Annotated in this window: 17 protein-coding genes; 10 read left to right on the top strand and 7 right to left on the bottom strand. The window is 69.9% G+C overall.

The genetic code is table 11. The annotated features are described in order from the left end of the window. Positions 1-205 precede the first annotated feature (205 nt). The 4 genes from A3AG_RS0102840 to A3AG_RS0102825 all read right to left on the bottom strand — a co-directional run bounded on the left by A3AG_RS0102840 (position 206) and on the right by A3AG_RS0102825 (position 4,099). Positions 206-1,219 carry a Bug family tripartite tricarboxylate transporter substrate binding protein gene (locus A3AG_RS0102840; protein ID WP_018003974.1) on the bottom strand — a complete coding sequence of 338 codons (1,014 nt, stop codon included), beginning with the start codon at positions 1,217-1,219 and terminating at the stop codon, positions 206-208. Between the two features lie 89 nt (positions 1,220-1,308). Next, complete coding sequence (locus A3AG_RS0102835) at positions 1,309-2,073, bottom strand: crotonase/enoyl-CoA hydratase family protein (protein WP_018003973.1); 765 nt, start codon at positions 2,071-2,073, stop codon at positions 1,309-1,311. Between the two features lie 27 nt (positions 2,074-2,100). Then, a complete protein-coding gene (locus A3AG_RS0102830) occupies positions 2,101-2,865 on the bottom strand; it encodes an SDR family NAD(P)-dependent oxidoreductase (protein WP_018003972.1) in 765 nt (254 codons plus the stop codon). Positions 2,866-2,920: 55 nt separating this feature from the next. After that, positions 2,921-4,099, bottom strand: coding sequence for a thiolase family protein (locus A3AG_RS0102825; protein ID WP_018003971.1), 1,179 nt, complete (start codon positions 4,097-4,099; stop codon positions 2,921-2,923). 217 nt (positions 4,100-4,316) lie between these two features. Here A3AG_RS0102825 and A3AG_RS0102820 point away from each other — a divergent pair, with 217 nt between their 5' ends. Further along, the gene (locus tag A3AG_RS0102820) at positions 4,317-5,129 is read left to right on the top strand and encodes an IclR family transcriptional regulator (RefSeq protein ID WP_018003970.1); all 813 of its coding nucleotides are present in this window, start codon (positions 4,317-4,319) and stop codon (positions 5,127-5,129) included. A gap of 30 nt (positions 5,130-5,159) precedes the next feature. Here A3AG_RS0102820 and A3AG_RS0102815 read toward each other — a convergent pair whose 3' ends face one another. Beyond that, positions 5,160-5,957, bottom strand: coding sequence for a crotonase/enoyl-CoA hydratase family protein (locus tag A3AG_RS0102815; protein WP_018003969.1), 798 nt, complete (start codon positions 5,955-5,957; stop codon positions 5,160-5,162). A gap of 278 nt (positions 5,958-6,235) precedes the next feature. Between A3AG_RS0102815 and A3AG_RS0102810 the strand changes: the two genes are divergently transcribed. From A3AG_RS0102810 to A3AG_RS0102780, 7 genes are all read left to right on the top strand, one after another. Continuing rightward, complete coding sequence (locus tag A3AG_RS0102810; RefSeq protein ID WP_018003968.1) at positions 6,236-8,404, top strand: PQQ-dependent dehydrogenase, methanol/ethanol family; 2,169 nt, start codon at positions 6,236-6,238, stop codon at positions 8,402-8,404. Between the two features lie 340 nt (positions 8,405-8,744). Further along, positions 8,745-11,570: a monovalent cation/H+ antiporter subunit A gene (locus A3AG_RS0102805; RefSeq protein ID WP_018003967.1), complete on the top strand. Its 2,826-nt coding sequence runs from the start codon at positions 8,745-8,747 to the stop codon at positions 11,568-11,570. After that, complete coding sequence (locus A3AG_RS0102800; RefSeq protein WP_018003966.1) at positions 11,570-11,956, top strand: Na+/H+ antiporter subunit C; 387 nt, start codon at positions 11,570-11,572, stop codon at positions 11,954-11,956. The genes A3AG_RS0102805 and A3AG_RS0102800 overlap by 1 nt, the downstream gene beginning before the upstream one ends. Continuing rightward, positions 11,953-13,494 (top strand): monovalent cation/H+ antiporter subunit D, encoded by a 1,542-nt coding sequence (locus A3AG_RS0102795; protein ID WP_018003965.1) that lies wholly within the window; start codon positions 11,953-11,955, stop codon positions 13,492-13,494. Before A3AG_RS0102800 ends, A3AG_RS0102795 begins: the two co-directional genes overlap by 4 nt. A 3-nt stretch (positions 13,495-13,497) precedes the next feature. Then, positions 13,498-14,001 carry a Na+/H+ antiporter subunit E gene (locus tag A3AG_RS0102790; protein ID WP_018003964.1) on the top strand — a complete coding sequence of 168 codons (504 nt, stop codon included), beginning with the start codon at positions 13,498-13,500 and terminating at the stop codon, positions 13,999-14,001. Continuing rightward, positions 13,986-14,258: a K+/H+ antiporter subunit F gene (locus A3AG_RS0102785; protein ID WP_018003963.1), complete on the top strand. Its 273-nt coding sequence runs from the start codon at positions 13,986-13,988 to the stop codon at positions 14,256-14,258. Before A3AG_RS0102790 ends, A3AG_RS0102785 begins: the two co-directional genes overlap by 16 nt. Before the next feature lie 12 nt (positions 14,259-14,270). Beyond that, complete coding sequence (locus tag A3AG_RS0102780; protein ID WP_013956828.1) at positions 14,271-14,615, top strand: Na+/H+ antiporter subunit G; 345 nt, start codon at positions 14,271-14,273, stop codon at positions 14,613-14,615. Between the two features lie 19 nt (positions 14,616-14,634). Here the strand turns inward: A3AG_RS0102780 and A3AG_RS0102775 are convergent, their stop codons facing one another. Continuing rightward, positions 14,635-15,504: a DUF72 domain-containing protein gene (locus A3AG_RS0102775; protein WP_018003962.1), complete on the bottom strand. Its 870-nt coding sequence runs from the start codon at positions 15,502-15,504 to the stop codon at positions 14,635-14,637. A 300-nt stretch (positions 15,505-15,804) separates the two neighbouring features. Between A3AG_RS0102775 and A3AG_RS0102770 the strand changes: the two genes are divergently transcribed. Beyond that, entirely contained in the window at positions 15,805-16,626 is an 822-nt protein-coding gene (locus A3AG_RS0102770; RefSeq protein WP_018003961.1) for a class I SAM-dependent methyltransferase, read from the top strand. A gap of 331 nt (positions 16,627-16,957) precedes the next feature. Next, positions 16,958-17,209 carry a hypothetical protein gene (locus A3AG_RS0102765; protein ID WP_018003960.1) on the top strand — a complete coding sequence of 84 codons (252 nt, stop codon included), beginning with the start codon at positions 16,958-16,960 and terminating at the stop codon, positions 17,207-17,209. On the opposite strand, the gene A3AG_RS0102760 is transcribed toward A3AG_RS0102765, so the two are convergent. Then, complete coding sequence (locus tag A3AG_RS0102760) at positions 17,206-18,258, bottom strand: glycosyltransferase family 4 protein (protein WP_018003959.1); 1,053 nt, start codon at positions 18,256-18,258, stop codon at positions 17,206-17,208. The two genes, A3AG_RS0102765 and A3AG_RS0102760, sit on opposite strands and share 4 nt — an antisense overlap. Positions 18,259-18,371 lie beyond the last annotated feature (113 nt).

Raw genomic sequence — 18,371 nt, 5'->3', positions numbered from 1 at the left:
GTTGTCGCGGGTTGTCGCGTGGGTTGTCGTTATCGTTGTGGGCCCCGGGCGCCTTCCATGTCTGCAATGTCTGGAATTTAAGCGGGCACTGAATATACCGCAGGGTAAGGCGAGGGTATGCCGGGGCGCCCGGCCATGTCAATCTGGCTTTGGGGCGGGCCGCCTTCCGCTTTGGCGAAGCCGGCCCGGCGCGGCGCCTGCGCGGTCAGTCCAGGCTGATCTTCGACGCGCGGATGGTTTCGCCCCAGCGCTGGATCTCGCCGCGCACCAGCGCGGCGAACTTTGGCTGTGGCTCGCCGCCGGCAATGCCGCCCATGTCGCGCAAGCGCGCCACCACCTCGGGATCGCGCAGGGCCTTGCCCAGTGCCTCCTGCAGCGCCGCGGCCACCGCCGGCGGGGTCCTGGCCGGGGCGAAGAAGCCCAGCCAGCCCATCACCACGAAGTCCTTGACGCCGGCTTGCGCCATGGTGGGCACATCGGGCAGCGCGGGCAGGCGCTCGGCGCTGGTCACGGCGAGCGCGCGCAGCTTGCCGGCGCGGATCTGCGGCAGCGCCTGCGTCAGGTTGTCGAACATGAAGGTGGTTTCGCCCGCCAGCACGGAGGTGGTGGCAGGCGTCGAGCCCTTGTACGGCACGTGGATGACCTCGGTGCCGGTGCGCAGCCGGAACAGTTCCGCGGTCAGGTGGGTGGTCTGGCCGATGCCGGCCGAGGCATAGGAATACTTGCCCGGCGACTGCCTGAGCTGCGCCACCAGATCGGCCACGTTGCGCACCGGTGCCTGCGCGCCGACCACCAGCACGTTGGCGAACGAGATCAGGTCGGTCAGCGGCAGGAAATCCTGCGGCTGGTAGGACAGCTGCTTGTAGGCGCTGTAGTTGATGGCATGCGAGCCGGTATTGCCGACCAGCAGCGTGTAGCCGTCCGGCGCCGCGCGCATGAAGGCCTGCGTGCCGATGATGCCGCCGCTGCCGGGCTTGTTGTCGACCACCACCGGCTGGCCCAGCATGGCCGACAGCTTCTGCGCCACCAGCCGCGTCGGGATGTCGGTGGTGCCGCCGGGCGCGCCGGGCACGATGATGGTGATGGGCCGCTCTGGCCAGGCGGCGGCATGCGCGGCCGCGGGGGTCATGCAGGGCAGCGCCGCGGCAGTGGCCAGCAGCAGTGCTGCGCTGCCATGGGCCAGCGATGGGAACAGCGATGCGGGCAGCTTGGGTGTCATGGGTATCCTCCATGTATGTTTGTGTGCTGCTTGGCAATGGAATAACGGCCGACTTGCGGCCGGCCGTTCTCAGGTCAGGGCGAACCTTGTCACTTGCCCGTCCACACCGGCTTGCGCTTCTCGGCGAAGGCGGCGGCGCCCTCGCGCGCGTCGGCCGACGTAAAGACCGGGTCGATCAGCGGCTTCTGCTTCACGAACATGTCCTCGCGGGTCCAGTCGCCCGACTGCGCCACCACCTGCTTGCTGGCGGCAATGGCCAGCGGCCCGTTGGCGCCGACCGCGCCGGCCAGCTGCAGCGCGGCATCGAGCGCGCCGCCGGCATCGGTCAGGCGGTTGACCAGGCCCAGCTCGTAGGCGCGCTCGGCCGGCAGCATGTCGCCGGTCAGCGCGTATTCCATCGCCACGTGGTAGGGCACGCGGCGCGGCAGGCGGATCAGGCCGCCGGCGGCGGCGGCCAGGCCGCGCTTGACCTCGGGCAGGCCGAACTTGGCGGCGCGCGACGCCACCACCAGGTCGCACGCCAGCACCAGCTCGAAACCGCCGGCCAGCGCATAGCCCTCGACCGCGGCAATCAGCACCTTGCGCGGCGGCTGCTCGGTCACGCCGCCGAAGCCGCGGCCGGGAATGCTGGGGCGCTTGCCGGCCAGGAAGCCCTTCAGGTCCATGCCGGAGCAGAAGGTGCCGCCGGCGCCGGTCAGCACCGCCAGGCTCAGGTCGTCGCGCGCGTCGAGTTCATCCAGCGCGGCGGCAATCGCCGTGGCGGTCTCGAAGTCCATCGCATTGCGGGCCTCGGGACGGTTGATGGTCAGCACCATCACGTTGCCGCGGATTTCCTTCAGCAGGGTCTCGCTCATCAGTTCTCTCCTGTCTGGTCGGCCGGTTCAGCGCGGTGCCATGCGGATGGCGCCGTCCAGGCGGATGGTCTCGCCGTTGAGCATGGGGTTCTCGAGGATGTGCAGCGCGGTCGAGGCATATTCGTCGGGCGCGCCCAGGCGCGCCGGGTGCGGCACCATGGCGCCGAGCGAGGCGCGCACGTTCTCGGGCAGCCTGGCCAGCAGCGGGGTGTCGAACAGCCCCGGGGCGATGGTGCAGACGCGGATCGCGCGCTGCGCCAGGTCGCGCGCGGCCACCAGCGTCATGCCGACGATGCCGGCCTTGGCCGAGGCATAGGGAATCTGGCCGATCTGGCCTTCGTAGGCGGCCACCGACGCGGTCAGCACGCAGGCGCCGCGTTCGCCGTCGACCGGCTCGTTCTTCGCCATGCGCGCGGCGCCGAGGCGCAGCGCATTGAAGCTGCCGATCAGGTTGATGCGCACGATCGACTCGTACTTTTCCAGCGAGCCCGGCGAGCCGTCCTTTTCCACCACGCGCACCGGGCCGCCCAGGCCGGCGCAATGGATCAGCGCGCGCAGCGGGGCAACGGCCTCGGCGGCGTCGTAGACCGCGTTCATCTGCCCGGTGTCGGTCACGTCGGCCTTGACGAAGCGGACCTTGCCGCCGAACTCGTCGACCACGGCGTTGCCGCGCTCTTCCGACAGGTCGGCGATGACCACGTCGACGCCGCGTTCCACCAGGCGCCGCACGCAGGCCAGGCCCAGGCCGGAAGCGCCGCCGGTGACGACGGCGGACATATTGGTCAGTTTCATGGTGTGTCTCCTTGATGGGGGATCGGGATTGGAGCGAGACGGCGCAGGGCGCCGCTTACAGGCGCTCGATGATGGTGGCGTTGGCCATGCCGCCGGCTTCGCACATCGACTGCAGGCCATAGCGCTGGCCGCTGTCTTCCAGCGCATGCAGCATGGTGGTCATCAGCCGCACGCCCGAGGCGCCCAGCGGATGGCCCAGCGCGATCGCGCCGCCGCGCGGGTTCAGCCGCGCCGGGTCGGCGCCGAGCGCGCGCTGCCACGCCAGTGGCACGCAGGCAAAGGCCTCGTTGATTTCGTAGTGGTCGATCTGCTCCAGCTTCAGGCCGCTCTTCTTGATGGCACGCTGGCTGGCGGGAATGGGAGCGGTCAACATCGCGATCGGATCGTCGCCGCAGACGTCGAACGCGACGAAGCGCGCGCGCGGCTTCAAACCCAGGCGCTGCGCCATCGCCTCGCTCATCAGCAGCATCGCGGCGGCGCCGTCGCTGATCTGCGAGGCATTGCCCGCGGTGACGTTCCAGCCGATCTGCGGGAAGTGCGCGCTCAGCTCGTCGTTGCGGAACGACGCCTGCAGCGTGCCCAGCTTCTCCACCGAGGTGCCGGGGCGGATGGTCTCGTCGTGCTCGACCACGCCGTTGGGGGTGCTGATGCCCACGATCTCGCGGCGGAACGCGCCGCTTTCGCGCGCGGCGGCGGCCAGTTCGTGCGAACGCGCCGAGTAGCTGTCCATCTGCTCGCGCGACAGCTCGTACTTCGCCGCGACCAGTTCGGCCGCGACGCCTTGCGACACCAGGCCCGGCGCATAGCGCGCTTCCATCGACGGGCCATACGGGTTCTGGCCGATGCGCGCCGAGCCCATCGGCACCCGGCTCATCGACTCGATGCCGCAGGCGATAACGATGTCATAGGCGCCGGCCATGATGCCCTGCGCGGCAAAGTGCACCGCCTGCTGGCTCGAGCCGCACTTGCGGTCGATGGTGGTGGCGGGCACGTGCTCGGGAAACCCCGCCGCCAGCCACGCCACCCGGCCGGGGCCGGCGGATTGCTCGCCCGCCTGCGTCACGCAGCCGGTGATGACGTCGTCGACCAGCCCCGGATCCAGCCGGTTGCGCTCGACCAGCGCCTTGAGCACCTGCGCCAGCAGTTCGGTGGCATGGAGCTCGGTAAAGGCCGAGCCCGGCTTGGAGCGGCCCATTGGGCTGCGGATGGCGTCGACGATGACGGCTTGTTGCATGCGGAGTCTCCTGACTAAGCTGAGCGTTGCGGGTCGTTGCGGGGATATTGAGACGTCTGTATCGAAAAGTGATCGTCCGATACGATGAATTGGGATTCTGGCGTCGGAAAATCACCAAGTAAACGCAAAAATCCCGGTTTGACTTTCGAAAATACGAAGGGCAACATCCGGCTTTTGAGACGCGCGTATCAAAAAACTTCAGATCCGGGCCCCTGCAATGACCAATGCTTCACCTGCCTCCGTAACCCCGCCAGCCGATGCCGACGGCGAGGCGCGCCTTGTCAGCGCGCTGGCACGCGGCGTCTCGATCCTCAACTGCTTCTCGCCCACGGTGCAGGAACTGAGCAGCCGGGAACTGATGGAGCGCACCGGCCTGGCCAAGCCGACCCTGTTCCGGCTGCTCGACACGCTGTGCGGGCTGGGCCTGCTGCATTACTCGGAGCGGCTGTCGCGCTACGTGCCCGGCGTCGGCCTGATCAACCTGGCCGCGCCGGCGCTGGCGCGCATGACGATCCGCCAGCTGGCGCGGCCGGCGATGCAGGAACTGGCCGACCATATCGCCGGGCAGGTCGAGCTGATCGTCGGCAGCGGCCAGGCGCTGACCTATGTCGAGATCGCGCAGGGCGTTGGCAGCCATGTGTTCCGGCCCGAGGTCGGCACGCGCGTGTCGGTCGCGCGCACCGGCTCCGGCCGCGCCTACCTGCTGCGGCTGGACCAGGCCGAGCGCGAGGCCTACCTGGCGCAGCTGCGCGCCGCCGACCCGCCGCGCGCGGACTGGCTGCAGGCGCGCCTGGCCGATGCGGCCCAGGACCTGCAGCAGCACGGCTTCTGCCGCGGCCATCGCGACCTGCACCGCGAAGTGGAATCGGTGGCCGTGCCGCTGCGCACCCGCCGCGACGGCGAGGGGTGGATCTTCGCCGCGTCGGTGCCGGTGTTCAGCCAGCAGAGCAAGCAGCTGGAGACGGATATCGGCCCGCGCCTGGTCAGCCTGGTGCGCAATGTCGAAGGCGCGCTGGGCGTGGCGGGATAGGGCCACGCCAGCGAAATTTCGGCGGCCGCCTCAGTTGCCGGTGAAGACCGGCGCGCGCTTGTCCAGGAAGGCCTGCACCGCTTCGCGGTGGTCGGCGGTCTGGTGCGACAGCGCCTGGAAGCCGGCCGACAGTTCCAGCAGCGTATCCAGCCGGGTATGCATGGCTTCGCGCATCAGGCGCTTGGCCAGACGCACCGCGTGCGGCGGATTGGCGGCGATGCGGCCGGCCAGTTCATAGGCGGTGGGCAGCAGCGCCTCGGGCGCGACCACGCGCGACACCAGGTTCCATTCGAGCGCCAGCCTGGCGTCGATCGGCTGGCCGGTAAAAGTCATCTCGGCCGCCCGCGACAGGCCGATCACGCGCGGCAGCAGCCACGCGCCGCCATCGCCCGGGATGATGCCGAGCTTGACGAAGGACTCGGCGAACTGCGCGCGTTCCGACGCAATGCGGATATCGCACATGCAGGCCAGGTCCAGCCCCGCGCCCATGGCCGCGCCGTTGACCGCGGCGATCACCGGCACCTCCAGGTTGAACAGCGCCAGCGGCAGGCGCTGGATGCCGCGGCGGTAGTCCTGGCGGATCTCCATGCCCGGCACCGTGCCGGACGCCTGTCGCTCCATGTCCTTGATATTGCCGCCCGACGAGAACGCCGTGCCGGCGCCGGTGATCACCACCGCGCGCACGCTGCCGTCGCCGTGGATGCGGTCGATCGCATCCAGGAATTCCGCCACCGCGGTATTGCCGGTCAGCGGGTTGCGCCGCTCGGGCTCGTTCATGGTCAGGGTGACGATGTGGTCCTGCTGATCGTAGAGAAGGAACTGGCTCATGTCGGGGGCTCCGGGTAGCAATGCGGGGTCTGTCCTGGCGCCAAGGCTAAGCCACGGTGCCGCCATCGTCCAATATTCATTTCTTGCAGGGCGATATCCGCTGGATATTGGTGGCGTGGCCCGGCCGTGCCACTGGCTTCGGGTTATCCCTGTACCCATAACGCAAGGGCTCGCCGATGATCGATGGGCCCCGGCCACCGCCCGGCGTCGCGCAATGCCGCGCAGTACCGTAATCCTGCAGTCCCGAATTCCAACAAGAACGCCCTTCAGGAGACGATATGAACCATGCGTTGAAGCCGGCAACGGATGCCGTTGCGGAAGTTGCGACCGAACGCGCCGCGGCCCGGCGCCGTAGCATGACCCGCGCCGCCGCGTGGCTGGCCGCTGCCCTGGCGCTGGCCATGCCGTTGCTGCCCGCCAGCGCCGCGGCGCCGCGCAACGCTGCGGCCAGGGTCGACGGCGCCTTCATCAGCGCCAATGCCAGCACCAGCCGCGACTGGCCCAGCCACGGCCTGGACTACGCCGAGACCCGCTTCAGCCGGCTGCGCCAGATCGATGCGGCCAATGTGCGCGACCTGGGACTGGTGTGGAGCTACAACCTGGAGTCGACTCGCGGCGTCGAAGCGACCCCGCTGGTGGTCGACGGCGTGATGTACGTGACCGCGTCGTGGAGCGTGGTGCATGCGGTCGACGCGCGCACCGGCAAGCGGCTCTGGACCTTCGACCCCAAGGTGGACCGTGCGCTGGGCTATCGCGGCTGCTGCGACGTGGTCAACCGCGGCGTGGCGCTGTACCAGGGCAAGGTGTTCGTCGCCGCCTACGATGGCCGGCTGATCGCGCTCGATGCCGCCAGCGGCCGCAAGTTGTGGGAGCAGGACACCATCATCGACCGCCGCTACTCGTACACCATCACCGGCGCGCCGCGCGTATTCAAGGGCAAGGTCATCATCGGCAACGGCGGCGCCGAGTTCGGCGTGCGCGGCTACATCACCGCCTACGATGCCGCCACCGGCGCGCAGCAGTGGCGCTGGTTCACCGTGCCCGGCGATCCGTCCAAACCGTTCGAGGACGAGTCGATGGCGGCTGCGGCCAGGACCTGGGACCCGAGCGGCAAGTACTGGGAAGCGGGCGGCGGCGGCACCGCCTGGGACACGCTCGCCTTCGACCCCGAACTGAACCTGATGTACGTCGGCACCGGCAACGGCGCGCCGTGGTCGCGCAGCAAGCGCAGCCCGGCCGGCGGCGACAACCTGTACCTGGCGTCGATCGTCGCGCTCGATCCCGACACCGGCAAGTACGTCTGGCATTACCAGGAGACCCCGGGCGATAACTGGGACTACACCTCGACCCAGCCAATGATCCTGGCCGACCTGAAGCTGGACGGGCAGTTGCGCAAGGTCATCCTGCACGCGCCCAAGAACGGCTTCTTCTTTGTCATCGACCGCACCAACGGCAAGTTCATCTCGGCGAAGAACTTCGTCGACGTCAACTGGGCCACCGGCTATGACGCCGGCGGCCGCCCGATCGAACGGCCCGAGGCGCGCGCCGCCGACAAGGCCTATGACGCGATTCCCGGCCCGTACGGCGCGCACAACTGGCATCCGATGTCGTTCAACCCGCAGACCGGGCTGGTCTACCTGCCGGCGCAGCACGTGCCGCTCAACCTGATGGACGACAAGAGCTGGCACTTCAATGAAGGCAAGCCCGGCACGCCGCATGGCAACGTGGGCTGGAACACGGCCAAGTTCCTCAACGCCGAGCCGCCGCAAAGCAAGCCCTTCGGCCGGCTGATTGCGTGGGACCCGGTGCGGCAGAAGGCCGCGTGGACGCAGGAGCTGGTCTCGCCGTGGAACGGCGGCACGCTGACCACGGCCGGCAACCTGGTGTTCCAGGGCACCGCCGACGGCCGCTTCGTCGCCTATGACGCGCGCAATGGCGACAAGCTGTGGGAATCGCCGACCGGCACCGGCGTGGTTGCCGCGCCGGTCAGCTTCGAGCTCGACGGCAGGCAGTATGTCTCGGTCGCGGTGGGCTGGGGCGGGGTCTACGGGCAGGCGCAGCGCGCCACCAACCGGCAAGGCCCGGGCACGGTCTACACCTTCGCCCTCGGCGGCAAGGCGCCGTTGCCGGCCTTTGCCGAATACCGTGCCGGCAAGCTGCTGCAGGGCGTCAGGTACGATCCGGCGCTGGTCAGGGACGGCACCGCGCTGTACGTCAGCAACTGCGTGCTGTGCCATGGCGTGCCCGGCGTCGACCGCGGCGGCAATATCCCCAACCTGGGCTATATCGACGCCGCCTTCATCGAGAACCTGGACAGGGTGGTGTTCAAGGGGCCGGCGATGGCGCGCGGCATGCCGGACTTCACCGGCAAGCTGACGCCGCAGGACGTCGAGAAGATCAAGGCCTTTATCCAGGGCACCGCGGACGCGGTACGGCCCAAGCCCTGAGCATGGGGCCGGGCCGGGGCCCGGCCCGGCCCGGCGCTGTGCCTGGCCGTACCGCCAGTCCGGCGACCGGCATGCGCATGGCGACACGCTTGCAGATTCTTGCGCGATATGATGATTTTTTTCGCGAATCGCGCCAATTGACTGGCACAGCCGGCGCAATGCCGGCAGAATCCGCACAGTAGCGGCCGGTATCGTGCGCCGCAAGCATCCACACCATGACCACCGCCCCGACGCTGCCGCTCCGACCCTTCTTCCTGCCTGCGACCCGGCCCGCGATGCGCCGCCAGGCCGCCCGCCACCTGCCGGCCGCGAGCCCGGGCCACGGTTGAGGGGGGCGGGCATGGCGCTGCCGCTGCTGATTGCGCTGCCGCTGCTGGCCGCGGCGCTGGCGTGGCTGATCGGCACGCGTGCCGCGCGGCTGCTGGCGCCGGTCATCATCGGCCTGCCGCTGGCGGCGCTGGTGCTGCTGCTGAGCCTGCGCGGCGAGGTCTTCGCGCAGCCGGGGCACGCACTGGGCTGGCGCGTGGCGTGGCTGCCGGCGCTCGGGCTGGACCTGTCGCTGCGCCTCGACGGGCTGGCCTTTCTGTTCGCGCTGCTGGTGCTCGGCGTGGGCCTGCTGGTGATCCTGTACGCGCGCTACTACCTGGCGCGCAATGAATCGGCGGTGCGCTTCTTCTGCCTGCTGCTGCTGTTCAAGGCGGCGATGCTCGGCGTGGTGCTGGCCGGCAACCTGCTGCTGCTGGTGGTGTTCTGGGAACTGACCAGCATCCTGTCGTTCCTGCTGATCGGCTTCTGGTCGTGGCGCGCGGATGCGCGCCAGGGCGCGCGCATGGCGCTGGCGGTGACCGGCGGCGGCGGGCTGGCGCTGCTGGCGGGTGTTCTGCTGCTGGGCCATATCTGCGGCAGCTTCGAGCTGTCGGTGGTGCTGGCGCAGGCCGGCAAGGTGCAGCACCACCCGCTGTACCTGCCGATGCTGGTGCTGGTGCTGCTGGCGGTGTTCACCAAGTCGGCGCAGTTTCCGTTCAGTTTCTGGCTGCCGCACGCGATGGCCGCGCCCACGCCGGTCTCGGCCTACCTGCACTCGGCCACCATGGTCAAGGCCGGCGTGTTCCTGCTGGCGCGGCTCTATCCGGTGCTGGACGGCACCAACAGCTGGTTCTACCTGGTCAGCATGACGGGGCTGGCCACGCTCATCGTCGGCGCCGGCCTGGCGCTGCTGCAGCGCGACCTGAAGGGCCTGCTGGCGTATTCCACCATCAGCCACCTGGGCCTGATCACGCTGCTGTTCGGGCTCGACACCCAGCTCAGCACGGTGGCGGCGATCTTCCACATCATCAACCACGCGGTGTTCAAGGCGTCGCTGTTCATGGCCGCCGGCATCATCGACCATGAAACCGGCACGCGCGACCTGGACCGTCTGCGCGGCCTGGCGCGCTATATGCCTCACACCGCGGTGCTGGCGATCGTGGCGTCGCTGTCGATGGCGGGGGTGCCGCTGTTCAACGGCTTCCTCAGCAAGGAAATGTTCTTCGGCGAGACCCTGGCGCAGGGGCTGCTGGGCGAGTTCAACTGGGTCATCCCGGCCGCGGCGACCATGGCCGGGGCGCTGACCATGGCATATTCGCTGCGCTTCATCTACGGCGTGTTTTTCGGCGGCCGGCCCGACCTGCCCAACTATCCGCCGCACGAGCCGCCGCGCTTCATGAAGGTGCCGGTGGAATTCCTGGTGGTGATCTGCCTGGTGGTGGGGCTGGTGCCGGCCTATACCGTCGGCGACCTGCTCGCGGCCGCGTCGCTGGCGACGCTGCGCGCGCCGCTGCCCGAATACAGCCTGAACCTGTGGCACGGCGTCAACCTGCCGCTGCTGATGAGCCTGGTGTCGATGGCGGGCGGCGCGACCCTGTTCTTCCTGCGCCGCGACGCGCTGCGGCGCTGGCAGCAGGCGATCGAGCACCTGAGCGCGCGGCGCTCGTTCGAGCACGCCATGCGCGCGCTGGAACGCTTTGCCGCGGCGGTCACGCGCTGGCTCGAAGACGGCTCGCTGCCGACCTATCTCGCCTGGATGCTGCTGGCGATGCTGGCGCTGCCGGCGTATTTCCTGGCCGACCTGGCGGCGCTGGCCGGCAGCGTGCCGGCCGGCGCCATCGATCCGATCGGCGCCGCCACGCTGGCCTTGCTGGCACTGTGCGCCATCGCCGTGGTGGCGGTGCACCGGCAGCGGCTGCTGGCGCTGGTGCTGCTGAGCGGCTGCGGGCTGATGGTGTCGCTGGTGTTCCTGCGTTTCTCGGCGCCGGACCTGGCGCTGACGCAGATCTCGGTCGAGGTGGTGACCATCCTGCTGCTGGTGCTGGCGCTGTTCTACCTGCCGCCCGAATCGAACGACCGCGCGAACGACCGCGCGCACGACCACCCGCGCGCCGGCCGCCGCCTGCGCGATGCCGTGCTGGCGCTGGGCGGCGGCACGCTGCTGGCGGTGGCGGCCTACGCGGTGATGACGCGGCCGTATGACCCGGTGTCGACGTTCTACGTCGAGCAGGCGGTGCCGGGCGGCGGCGGGCACAACGTGGTCAACGTGCTGCTGGTGGACTTCCGCGGCTTCGACACGCTCGGCGAGATCTGCGTGCTGCTGGTCGCCGGTCTGGCGGTGCAGGCGCTGCTCAAGGGCATGCGCCTGCCGACGCCGTCGGCGGCGCCGGACGGCCTGCCTTGGACCAGCCAGGCGCATCCGCTGCTGCTGGCGATGCTGGCGCGGCTGATGCTGCCGCTGACGCTGCTGGTGGCGGCCTTTATCCTGCTGCGCGGGCACAACCAGCCGGGCGGGGGCTTTATCGCGGCGCTGATCACCTCGGTGGCGCTGCTGCTGCAATACGTCGGCAACGGCGTGCGCTGGACCGAAGCGCGCATCGCGCCGGACTACCGCGCCATCGCCGGCGCCGGCATCGTGATGGCGGGGCTGACCGGGCTGGGCAGCCTGGTCTTCGGCTATCCGTTCCTGACCACCGCCTTCGGCCACTTCCACCTGCCCGGCATCGGCGAGGTGGAGCTGGCCACCGCCATGATCTTCGACCTGGGAGTGTTCTGCACCGTGACCGGAACCACGCTGGTGATCGTGTCTCACCTGGGCGTGCGCAATCTGCCGCCCGCACGCGCGGCGGAGGAGGACTGATGGCCGCGCTCTACGCCATCGCCATTGGCATCCTGACCGCCGCAGGCATCCACCTGCTGCTGCGCGAGCGCGTGTTCACGGTGATGCTGGGGCTGACCCTGCTGTCGTATGCGGTCAGCCTGTTCCTGCTGGGCATGGGGCGCCTGTCGATCGGGCAGCCGCCGGTGATCGCGCCGGGCGCCAGCTATGCCGATCCGCTGCCGCAGGCGCTGGTGCTGACCGCCATCGTCATTGCCTTCGGCATGACCGCGTTCGCGGTGGTGCTGGCGCTGCGCTCGCTGGGGCTGACCGGCAGCGACCATGTCGACGCCGCCGGCCACCCCGAGGCGCCCGACGGCCACCCCGCCGCAGCCGGCAACGCTGCCGACAAGGCGCCGCGGCCATGAACCATGCCGTGCTGCTGCCCATCCTGATCCCGATGTTCGCCGGCGCGCTGCTGTCGGCGATGCCGGCCCAGCGGCTGCACGCGCAGCGCCTGGCCAGCGCGGTGGCGACGCTGCTGCTGGTGCCGGTGGCGGTGTTGCTGCTGCGCCATGCGGCCGGCGGCGACATCGCGGTCTACGCCATGGGCGACTGGAGCGCGCCGTTCGGCATCGTGCTGCAGCTGGACCGCACCGGCGCGATGATGCTGGCGCTGACCGCGCTGCTGGCGGTCGCCGCGCTGGCCGCGGCGGGCGACGGCACGGCGCGCCAGGGTCGGCATTTCCACGCGCTGTTCCAGTTCCAGCTGATGGGCCTGAACGGGGCGTTCCTGGCGGGCGACCTGTTCAACCTGTTCGTCTTCTTCGAGATCCTGCTGATCGCTTCCTATGCGCTGCTGGTGCACGGGGCGGGGCGCGCGCGCGTCGGCGCCGGCCTGCACTACGTGATCCTGAACCTGGTGGCGTCGTCGTTCTTCCTGGTCGCGATCGGCGTGCTGTACGGGCTCTCGGGCACGCTCAACATGGCGCACCTGGGCCTGCGCCTGGCCGGGCTGCCGGCCCCGGACCTGCCGCTGGCGGTGGCCGCGGGCGCGATGCTGATGCTGGTGTTCGCGCTCAAGGCGGCGCTGTTCCCGCTGTACTTCTGGCTGCCGCGCGCCTATGGCAGCGCGGCGGGGCCGGTGGCGGCGCTGTTCGCGATCATGACCAAGGTCGGCCTCTACGCCATGCTGCGTTGCGATGCGCTGATCTTCGGCGGCGCGCAGGGGCTGCTGGGGCCGTTCCTGCAGGACTGGGTGCTGGCGCTGGCGCTGGCCACGCTGGCGATCGGCGCGCTGGGCGCGCTGGCCGCGACGGCGCTGCGCGCCATGACCAGCTACCTGGTGGTGGCGTCGGTCGGGCTGCTGGCGGCGTGCGTGTCGATGCAGAGCCAGGCCGGCTGGGCCGCGGCGCTGTACTACCTGCTCAGCACCACGCTGTGCACCGCCGCGCTGTTCCTGCTGGCCGACGCGCTCGAGCCCGAGGCCGCGCGCACCGACGGCGCGCCGGTCATTGCCTCGCGCCTGGCCGGGCTGCTGTACCTGGTGGGCGTGGTCGCGGCGGTGGGCCTGCCGCCGCTGTCGGGCTTCCTCGGCAAGGCCATGATCCTGCGCGCCACGCCGGCGCCGTGGATGCCGGTGCTGTGGCCGGCGGTGCTGGGATCGAGCCTGCTGCTGCTGATCGCCGTCTCGCGCACCGGCACGCGGCTGCTGTGGCGCCTGCCGCATGAAGCGCAGCGTGTCGCCGAAGGCGCGGACTACCTGGACGAAGACCATCCCGGCGCGGCGCGCCTGCGGGTGCGCCCGGACGCGCGCAAGCTGGCCTGCTGCATGTTGCTGCTGGCGGGCAACCTGGCGCTCACCGTGGGCGCGCGTCCGGTCAGCGATTACGTCGAGGCTGCCGCCGCGCAACTGCTGGACCGCGCCGCCTACCTGCGGGCGGTGTTGCCCGGCGAGCGGGGGTAGGCCATGTTGCGTCGTCTGCTGCCCCATCCCTGGCTGAGTCTGATCCTGATGCTGATGTGGCTGATGCTGGTCCAGAGCGTCGCGCTCGGCCACTGGCTGCTGGGCGCGGCGCTGGGCTGGGCCATCGGCCGGCTGGCCGACCGCTGGCTGGTGCTGGGCGCCTTCCGCCTGTCGCGCCCGGACCTGATCCTGCGCCTGAGCTGCCATGTGCTGATCGACATCGTCAAGGCCAACCTGGAAGTGGCGGTGATGGTGCTCGGGCGCACCGCGCGGCTGCGCCCCGCGTTTATCGTGGTGCCGCTCGATGTCGAGCATGAACTCGCCACCACCGCGCTGATCAGCATCGTCTCGCTCAGCCCCGGCACGCTGTGCGCCGAACTGAGCGACGACCGCCGCGCCTTGCTGGTCCATGTGCTCGACCTGGAAGAAGAGGCCGCGCTGGTCGCGCTGATCAAGTCGCGCTATGAAACCCCGCTCAAGGAGATCTTCCAATGCTTGCCCTCGTGATTCCGGTCTGCCTGGCGATCCTGGGCCTGGCCTTCCTGCTGACGCTGGTGCGGCTGCTGCGCGGGCCCAGCCTGCCCGACCGCATCGTCGCGCTCGATACGCTCAACATCAACGCCATCGCGCTGATCGTGGTGCTGGGCATCAGCCTGGACTCGGCGGTGTTCTTCGAGGCCGCGCTGCTGATCGCGGTGATGGGCTTCGTCGCCACGGTGGCACTGTCGAAGTACCTGCAGCGCGGCGATATCATCGAATACTAGGAGCCCGGGCCCATGCTGCATCCCGTTGCCGAATTCATCGTCTGTGCGTTGCTGCTGGTGGGCAGCGTGTTCATGCTGGTGGGAGCCATCGGCCTGTTCCGGCTGCCGGATTTCTTCATGCGCCTGCATGGCCCGACCAAGTCGACCACGCTCGGCGTGGGCGGCGTGGTGCTGGCCTCGGTGGCGTATTTCAGCTTCCGCGGCGACGCCAGCCTGCATGAGCTGCTGGTGACCGCGTTCCTGTTCCTGACCGCGCCGATCAGCGCCCATATGCTGGCCAAGGCGGCGCTGCAGCGGCAACTGCCGGTGGATCCGCGCACGCGCGGCAGCGGCTGGATGCCGCGCATCCGGGATTGAGCGCGGCCCGGCCTGCCGCCTATTTCTCCTCGATGCGCGCGCGCAGCCGTTGCGCGTCGAAGGGCGCCTTGACCTTCTTGTCGTTGTCGAAATAGCAGTAGATGTCCCGCTGCGCGGCGGCACGGGGCCGTTTCGGCGAGATCCGCTGCGCGTCGGCGGGCTCGCCGCCATTGGCCCACCTCACCAGCCGCGCGGCCCAGCGGTCCAGCGCCGCGTCGGAATAGGCACCGCCATACAGCGTCTCGGTGCCATGCAGGCGCAGGTACAGGAAATTGCTGGTGACGTCCTCGGCATAGGGCCAGTCGGCCACGGCATCCGAGACGACCAGCGCAACCCGGTGCCGGCGCAGCAGGGCCGGGAACTCCGGCGTGCAGAAGCTGGCGTGGCGGATTTCCACCGCATGCCGGATCGGGCGCCGGCGCCGGGTCTCGCACCACGGCTCCCTGACGTTGCGGTTGTGCTGCCGCGCCAGTTCGCGCGCGCTGTGCGTGTCGTGCGGGATCAGCGCCAGGAAGCGCTCCATGCGCTCCGGATCGAAGCCGAAGTTGGGCGGAAACTGCCACAGCACCGGCCCCAGCTTTTCCTCCAGCGCCAGCACGCCGGAGGCAAAGAAATTGGCCATCGCCGGCCGCGCCGAGTCGTCGCGAAAGCGCAGCATGTGGGTCAGGTAGCGCGGGCCCTTGACGCTGAACACGAAGTCCGGCGGCGTGGCCTCATGCCAGGCGCGATAGCTTTTCGGCGTCTGCAGCGCATAGTGCGAGCCGTTGATCTCGATGGTGTCGACCGCGCGCGACGCGTATTCGAGCTCGCGCCGCTGCGCCAGCCCCTCGGGATAGAACACGCCGCGCCAGCCGGCATAGCGCCAGCCCGAGATGCCGATCCGGATCATCGCGATGCCCTGGTCTGTACTTTTTGCAATCGACGGCCCCCCCGGTTCATGACGCTGACCCCGAAGTTCCGTCGCGGGAGCCTGTGGAAGCCATTCTCGCAAGATTCGCGCCTTGCGCGGACATGCGCATCTGCCGCATGGCATCGCGCCGGTCGCCACGCCGGCCACTGCCGCGCTTGCCACCGCCGCCACGGCCAACCCCGCGGTCCACTGCTTGTTTACATTGCCCGCGATGTGTCCTACACCCACTCAGGCAAACCCGGCGACTTTGCGGCCGGGCCGGCAAGGGGAGAAAGCGCCATGGGCATGCAACACCAGGACAAAGTCTTTGCCGGGGCGATCGCCGAGGTCTACGAGGCCCTGATGGTGCCGATGATCTTTGCCCCCTATGCCGCGGACCTGGGGCGGCGCATCGCCGCGCTGCGGCCGCGCCGGGTGCTGGAGCTGGCCGCCGGCACCGGGGCGCTGACGCGCGAGCTGGCCGAGCGCCTGCCGGCGGACACCCTGGTGGTCGCCACCGACCTCAATGCGCCGATGCTGGCGCGCGCGCAAGCCGCGGGCACCGCGCGCCCGGTGCAATGGCGCGAGGCCGACGCGATGCGGCTGCCGTTCGACGACGCCAGCTTCGACCTGGTCGCCTGCCAGTTCGGCGTGATGTTCTTCCCGGACAAGGGCAGGGCCTTCGCCGAGGCCCGCCGCGTGCTGGTGCCGGGCGGCACGCTGGTGTTCAACGTGTGGGACCGGATCGCGTTCAACGCCTTTGCCCGCGATATCACCGCGGCGCTCGCCACGCTGTTCCCGGAGTCGCCGCCGGATTTCATGGTGCGCATCCCGCACGGTTACCACAGCCAGGCCGCCATCGAGCAGGACCTGCGCGCGGGCGGATTCACCGCGGGCGCGGTGTTCGAGACCGTCACCGAAACCAGCCACGCAGCCGCCGCGCGCATCCCCGCCACGGCGTTCTGCCAGGGCACGCCGCTGCGCACCGAGCTGGAAGCGCGCGGGCCGGACGCCCTGGCGCGCGCGACCGGGCACTGCGAGCAGGCGCTGCTCCAGGCCTACGGCAACGGTCCGCTGGCGGGCCCGATGCAGGCGCACGTGGTCATGGTCGCCGCACCCTGAAGCCACCGCCGGATTGTTCACGGCCCGCCAGGGGGTGCCCGAATCGCCGCCTGCACCGGTACTGTCGTCACAGGGCTCCCCGCCATGATTCATGACGACCGCAAGCTCGGGCACGGAGCGGGCCGGCAAATTCTGCAACGCTGACGCGCGGCTGGCACCGGACGACCGCCATGGCGACACCGATCGGCGCAGGCATGCGGCCCTTGATCGTGGAACGGAAGTTGCGTGGGTTTCGCTTCCCGGTGCCGGCAGCCGCGGCCGCGAAGCGAGGCCGGCCGGCACGCGGGGCAAGTCCTCAGACCAACCAACGTGTCATGACAAGGAGTTGGCAATGAAACCAGGTTCGAGCGGCAAGTCCGCAGGCAAGAGCTCAGGCAAGACCGCAGGGAAGGCCGCAGGGAAGACCGCAGGCAAGGCCGGCGCCGACAAGAAGAACCCGGGCGCGCGCATGGATCGCGATGCCAGCGAGATCCGCAGCCGCAGCGCCGATCCGGGGCAAAGCAGCTATGGCGGCTTCCGCAACGAGGATCCGCGCCGGCAGCACCAGGCCGACACCGGCAAGCCGAAGAAGCCCGCGCGCTAGCGCCGCGCGAAGCCCGCGATGGCTGCAGCGTAGCGGCGCACCACGGTCCTGCGCTGGTGGTCCGCCAGGAACAGGCGCAGCCCTGGCTCGCTGCGGCGCGACTCGCCGGCGCAAACGGCCAGCATGGCTGCGCATAGCGGGTCCACGCCCGGGTCCACCACCCAGCCGAAGCCGTCGACGGCCTCCGGCAGCCCGCCGCGACGCGTGACAATGACCTCGCAGCCCGCCGCCAGGCCTTCCAACGCCACGATGCCGAAGGGTTCGTAGCCGATCGACGGCACCACCAGGCAGGCGTGCTGCGCCAGCAGCATCGCCACCACCGCGGGCGCCTGTGCGCCGGCAAAGGTCACGGCATCGGCGCACTCCAGCGTGGCCGCCAGGGCCACCAGCACCGCGTACTGCGGCCCGTCGCCGATCACCGTCAGGCGCACGTCGGGCCGCATGGCGCGCAATCTGGCGAAGCTGCGCAGCAACAGGTCGACCCCTTTCTCCGTCACCAGCCGCCCGACAAAGGCGAAGCTGCCCGGCTGGCGCGGCGCGGCAGCGGGCCTGAACAGTTCGTCGCGATAGCCGTTGTGAATCACCAGCGGCTGGCCTGGCAGCCATCCGGCCAGGTACCGGCTGACGCAGATGTTGTCATAGAAGCGCGACATCCAGCGCTTGACGTTGCCCGCGGTGAAACGCCGCGTCTCGCCAAAGTGGCGGTACGGGCCATGGTGCGTCAGCACGATGCGGCGCCGTAGCACGGTGGCCAGCAATACGTCGTAGAAGGTCAGGCCGACGAACACGACCAGCGGGTGCCGCAGCATCGCACGCGCCAGCTCGAGCACGCCCGTCACGCGCGTGACCGGATAGGGAAACGCCGGCGTGTCGTCCGCGGCCGCCGGCGTGCGCGTCGCCAGCTCGATCCGGTAGCCCAGCTCGGTCAGCCCCAACGCCAGGTCTTCGGCAAAGCGCTCCATGCCGCCCACCGAGGGATGGAACGGGGCGCTGAATATCAGCAGATCGGGCAGCGGCGGCGCGATGTCCGGGGGCTCGGGCTGGCTCATCCTCGTTGCGCTCCATGGCTTGCACAGCACAGGCCCCCGCTGAGGGGACGGCGACTGCAAGCATGCCGGCAGGCGCTGCCGCGTTCTGTGCGCTGCCGCACGGAGGACGGCCA

The sequence above is a fragment of the Cupriavidus neocaledonicus genome (assembly GCF_000372525.1).
GTDB classification, from domain to species: Bacteria; Pseudomonadota; Gammaproteobacteria; order Burkholderiales; family Burkholderiaceae; genus Cupriavidus; species Cupriavidus neocaledonicus.
Note: the sequence above shows the minus strand (reverse complement) of the source record. Positions and strands in the feature narration are given on the sequence as shown.